The sequence below is a fragment of the Photobacterium lucens genome (assembly GCF_009873615.1).
GTDB classification, from domain to species: domain Bacteria; phylum Pseudomonadota; class Gammaproteobacteria; order Enterobacterales; family Vibrionaceae; genus Photobacterium; species Photobacterium lucens.
In genome coordinates this window covers 1-5,750 of the sequence record NZ_SSMG01000061.1, presented here as the reverse complement: position 1 = coordinate 5,750, position 5,750 = coordinate 1, and the positions used below count along the sequence as shown (strand labels likewise).

Below are 5,750 nucleotides of genomic sequence, written 5' to 3'. Positions count from 1 at the left end.
GTGGTAAATAACAACAGATAAAAAAACGGCAGCTAAAAAGCTGCCGTTTGTTTTTCTATAAAACTAAATTGAGCGAATGATTATTTTGCTGGATTTAATTTCATTAGTTTTTCGGTACGTTCCACTTCTTTTTGTAAGTTTAGCTTCTCATACGCTGTCTTTTCTAACTTCAATGATTCACGTGCCGCTTCTGTATCTGGGTACAGGCGTTGTACTTGCTGGCAACGGTTAATTGCTGCAATCCATGCTTCACGACGAATGTAGAAGTCAGCAGTTGCTAAATCGTAATTGGCTAAACGGTTTTTCAAAAAGATCATACGTGCTTTAGCATCTGCGCCGTATTCACTTTCAGGATAACGTTCTAGCAGGTATTTAAAATCAGCGAATGCTTGACGTGATGGCGTAGGATCACGATCAAAGCGATTGATATTAAATAGATCATGCATAAAGCTTCGATCTTGTGCCATATGCGTTAAGCCACGCATATATACAACCCAGTCAGCTTGTGGATGATCGGGATTTAAACGTAAGAAACGTTCAATGGTTGCTTCACCTAGCGCCAGATCATCACTTTTGTAGTAAGCGTAAATGAGATCTAGCTGTACTTGATCGGAATAAGCACCAAATGGGTAACGTGAATCAAGCGCTTCTAATTGCTCGATAGCCGATGTCCAGTTACCACTTTGTAGCGCAGTTTGTGCTGTCGCATACAGGTTTGATGGTGGAACATCTGGTATTACTTCTTCTTTACTCGAACAGCCTGAAAGAAGGGCTACGGCAAGAAGAGTCGTGATTGTCAGGCGTTTCATTGCGGCGTTAGTTTCCTTGATAAAAATTTTATTTTGCTCGATCCATTACGGTCTGAGCCGTTAACAGATACAATGACACTATATTAGGTTACATCAAGCATAGTTTTAAGCTTGGTATATTTTACGCAGCGTATGGCAATTAGTCCCACGCTTTTTAAAAAAGTTCGCTATGGCACAGCAAATAGAATTAACAAACACAGTTGGTGAAAGCCAATTAGGCATGCGCCTGGATCAGGTTGTTGCTGAATTATATCCAGATTATTCGCGTTCGCGCATTAAAGACTGGATTTTAAATGGTATGGTTTCAGTGAATGGCAAAGTCGTCAAGAAGCCTCGTGAAAAAATGATGGGTGGCGAAGAGTTATTCATCCAAGCTGAAATTGAAGATGAAGTTCGTTGGGTTGCGCAAGACATCCCATTAGATATCGTTTATGAAGATGACGATATTCTTGTGATCAACAAACCGCGTGACTTTGTTGTTCACCCAGGTGCAGGCACGCCAGACGGCACAGTATTGAATGCATTATTGCATCATTGTCCGTCACTAGCAGAAGTACCGCGTGCTGGTATCGTGCACCGTCTTGATAAAGACACAACGGGCTTGATGGTAGTTGCGAAAACAATCCAAGCGCAAACTCGTTTAGTTCGTGCGCTTCAAAAGCGTAAGATCACTCGTGAATATGAAGCATTAGCGATTGGCCAAATGACGGGCGGTGGTACGGTTGAAAAGCCGATTGGTCGTCACTCAACAAAACGTACGTGTATGGCGGTACATGAAATGGGTAAAGATGCGATCACCCATTACCGTGTCGCTGAGCGTTTCCGTGAACATACTCGCATTGTATTACGTCTAGAAACAGGTCGTACACACCAGATCCGTGTTCACATGTCATACCTAAGCCATCCTTTGATTGGTGATGTGACATACGGTGGTCGTCCTCGTCCACCTCGTAATGCCTCTCCTGAATTTATTCAGGCGCTACGTGCCTTTGATCGTCAAGCCCTTCACGCTCGTATGCTGCGTTTAGATCACCCAATCACAGGTGAGAAGATGGAGTGGCATGCACCATTGCCAAATGACATGGTGGCAATGATTGATATCTTGCGTAAAGACACACTAGAAAACAGCGAAGAAGAGTATTAATGAAAGCGATTATTCCTAACTGGCCGGCTCCTAAATCGGTAAAAGCAATTAGCACTACACGCTCAGGTGGCGTGAGTGTAGCGCCTTATCATGAATTAAATTTAGGGTTACATGTTGGGGATAACGAAATCGACGTTAAGCAAAACCGAGATCTATTAAAACAACACTGTGAGTTAGTTGAATCACCTGCGTGGTTAAACCAAATCCATAGTGCTGATGTGATCGAGCTTGATGTTGCACTTTCATCAGTACCAGATGCCGATGGTAGCTTTACTCGCACTCCGGGATTAGCCTGTGCCATCATGACGGCAGATTGTTTACCTGTTTTGTTTTGTAATAAGCAAGGTACTGAAGTGGCTGCCGTACATGCCGGATGGCGAGGGCTTGCAAGTGGTGTGATTGAAAATGCGGTTGATAAATTCGACTGTACACCCGATAACATCATGGTGTGGTTAGGTCCTGCTATTGGTCCTGATGCTTTTGAAGTTGGTGGTGAAGTGCGTGAACAGTTTATGGCGGTTGATGCTAATGCTGAACTCGCATTTAAACCTCATGGTGATAAGTGGCTGGCAGATTTGTATCTACTGGCTAAACAACGTTTGCAGCGTTTAGGTATTACAGAGGTATATGGGGGAGAATATTGCACATTCAGTGATGAACAGCAGTTTTACTCCTACCGTCGTCAGTCAACCACAGGGCGTCAGGCATCATTAATCTGGTTAACTGAAGAGTAAACATTATACTTTTCTATTTTAAAGCTGAATCTATTATTAAGCGGGTGATCTTCAATAAGATCACCCGCTTTTTTTGCAGCATTATATTGCGATTTGCAGAGTTGAAAAATACACCCTGAGTATCCATATATATAACATTAGTTTATTAAGAATTTTATTGGGAGAACTTATGCGTCTTGACCGATTCACCAGCAAATTTCAATCGGCAATATCTGATGCGCAATCGCTGGCTCTAGGGCGAGACCATCAGTATATCGAGCCTGCACATCTAATGGTGGCATTGCTTAATCAAGATGGTAGTACCGTACGTCCGTTGCTCACCCTTTTGAACATCGATATTACCCAGTTACGTTCACGTCTTGCTGAGCTGTTAGACCGTATGCCAAAAGTGACCGGCATTGGCGGTGAAGTTCAGCTTTCACATGGCATGGGCGTACTGCTTAATATGTGCGATAAGTTGGCACAAAAGCGAAAAGATAAATTCATTTCATCAGAGCTATTCATTTTAGCGGCTGCTGAAGACAAAGGCCCATTGGGCGAGTTATTTAAAGAACTCGGTTTAACTGCGAAAAATATTGAACAAGCGATCGATCAGATTCGTGGTGGTCAAAAAGTCGATGATCCTAATGCAGAAGAAAATCGTCAGGCATTAGAAAAATACACTATCGATTTAACCGAGCGTGCAGAGCAGGGTAAGTTAGATCCTGTGATTGGTCGTGACGATGAAATTCGTCGTACCATTCAAGTGCTTCAACGTCGTACCAAAAACAACCCCGTGATCATCGGTGAGCCGGGTGTGGGTAAAACAGCGATTGTTGAAGGTTTAGCACAACGTATTGTTAACGGTGAAGTACCTGAAGGCTTGCGTGATAAACGTGTGCTTTCTTTAGATATGGGTTCACTGATCGCGGGTGCAAAATTCCGTGGTGAGTTTGAAGAGCGACTCAAAGCGGTATTGAATGAATTATCGCAAGAAGATGGTCGCGTGATCTTATTCATTGATGAAATTCACACCATGGTTGGCGCTGGTAAAGGCGAAGGCTCAATGGATGCGGGTAACATGCTAAAACCTGCATTGGCACGTGGTGAGCTTCACTGTGTAGGCGCGACAACATTAGATGAATACCGTCAGTACATTGAAAAAGATGCGGCACTTGAACGTCGTTTCCAAAAAGTGCTGGTGGATGAACCAAGTGTTGAAGATACCATTGCGATTCTTCGTGGTTTGAAAGAGCGTTACGAGCTTCATCACCATGTTGAAATTACCGATCCTGCGATTGTAGCAGCAGCGACATTGTCACACCGTTACATCTCAGACCGTCAGCTACCAGATAAAGCCATCGATCTTATCGATGAAGCGGCATCAAGTATTCGTATGCAGATCGATTCAAAACCTGAATCTTTGGATCGTTTAGAGCGTCGTATCATTCAGCTTAAGATTGAACAGCAAGCATTAGAGAAAGAAGACGATGATGCAAGTCATAAGCGTCTAAGTGATTTGCTAGAAGAGCTTGATCTAAAAGAACGTGAATATGCTGAACTTGAAGAAGTGTGGAATGCAGAAAAAGCCGCACTATCTGGCACTCAACATATTAAAGCTGAACTTGAGCAAGCACGTACTGATGTAGAGATTGCGCGTCGTGCAGGTGATTTAAACCGCATGTCTGAGTTGCAATACGGTCGTATTCCAGAGCTTGAAAAACAGTTAGATCTTGCTGCGCAAGCTGAAATGCAAGAAATGACCTTGTTGAAAAACAAAGTCACAGATACTGAAATTGCCGATGTGCTATCAAAAGCAACCGGTATTCCAGTTTCAAAAATGCTAGAAGGTGAGCGTGATAAATTACTTCGTATGGAAGATGAATTACACCATCGTGTGATTGGTCAAGATGAAGCCGTAGAAGCCGTAGCGAATGCCATTCGTCGTAGTCGTGCTGGTTTATCTGATCCACAACGCCCAATTGGTTCATTCTTATTCTTAGGTCCAACGGGTGTTGGTAAAACTGAGCTTTGTAAATCACTGGCTAACTTTATGTTTGATAGTGAAGAGGCAATGGTTCGTATCGATATGTCTGAGTTTATGGAGAAACACTCTGTGGCTCGTTTAGTGGGTGCGCCTCCAGGTTACGTTGGCTATGAAGAAGGTGGTTATCTAACAGAAGCGGTTCGTCGTCGTCCATATTCAGTGGTATTACTGGATGAAGTAGAAAAAGCACACCCTGATGTGTTCAATATCTTACTTCAAGTGTTAGATGATGGTCGTTTGACTGATGGTCAAGGTCGTACAGTGGACTTCCGCAATACAGTGATCATCATGACATCGAACTTAGGCTCTGATCGTATTCAAGAGCATTTCGGTAATCTTGATTATGACGGTATCAAAGCATTAGTGATGGAAGTGGTGGGTCAGCATTTCCGTCCTGAGTTCATTAACCGTGTTGATGAAACAGTTGTGTTCCATCCGCTTGGTAAAGAGAACATCAAAAATATTGCTAGCATTCAGATTGAGCGTTTGAAAAAACGTTTGGCTGAAAAAGATTACCGTCTTGATATTGATGATAGTGCGCTAGATTTAATTGCAGAAGCCGGATTTGATCCTGTGTATGGTGCGCGTCCATTGAAACGTGCTATTCAGCAATATATCGAAAACCCATTAGCACAAGATTTACTATCAGGTAAATTTGTACCGGGTAAAGTGATAACACTATCTGTAAAAGATGATGAAATCGTTGCTCAGCAAATCTAATTCTCTGATTTGAACACGATGAATAAACGCCCTGCATTCTAGTAGGGCGTTTTTGTATCTATTAATAATTCGAGTGTTGGTGCGATTATTGATCGTTAATGAGTGAATTGTTCAATACTTGTGCGAACGAAAATAATTGAGCAGAAAAGGGTTGTCAGCGGGAAATCTCTCCCTATAATGCGACCTCACTGACACGGAGCGAGCCACAGGCAAGCAACGAGTTCAGTATTGTTCTTTAACAATTTGACCATGCAATCTGTGTGGGCACTCGTTGAATGATTAGTCAAAAGATTTATCAATGATACTAGTGACCAATT

General features: G+C 42.7%; 4 protein-coding genes. 3 read left to right on the top strand and 1 reads right to left on the bottom strand.

Features of this window, described 5'->3' with window-relative positions:
* Positions 1-80: 80 nt before the first annotated feature.
* Entirely contained in the window at positions 81-809 is a 729-nt protein-coding gene (gene bamD, locus E5A76_RS03585) for an outer membrane protein assembly factor BamD (RefSeq protein WP_053986444.1), read from the bottom strand.
* A 169-nt stretch (positions 810-978) separates the two neighbouring features.
* Between bamD and rluD the strand changes: the two genes are divergently transcribed.
* The 3 genes from rluD (at position 979) to clpB (ending at position 5,433) form a co-directional block, all read left to right on the top strand.
* A complete protein-coding gene (rluD, locus tag E5A76_RS03580; RefSeq protein WP_053986443.1) occupies positions 979-1,953 on the top strand; it encodes a 23S rRNA pseudouridine(1911/1915/1917) synthase RluD in 975 nt (324 codons plus the stop codon).
* Positions 1,953-2,687: a peptidoglycan editing factor PgeF gene (gene pgeF, locus E5A76_RS03575; RefSeq protein ID WP_161118119.1), complete on the top strand. Its 735-nt coding sequence runs from the start codon at positions 1,953-1,955 to the stop codon at positions 2,685-2,687. Before rluD ends, pgeF begins: the two co-directional genes overlap by 1 nt.
* A 169-nt stretch (positions 2,688-2,856) precedes the next feature.
* On the top strand, positions 2,857-5,433 hold the full coding sequence (gene clpB / locus E5A76_RS03570) for an ATP-dependent chaperone ClpB (protein ID WP_053986441.1): 2,577 nt from the start codon (positions 2,857-2,859) through the stop codon (positions 5,431-5,433).
* Positions 5,434-5,750: the final 317 nt, after the last annotated feature.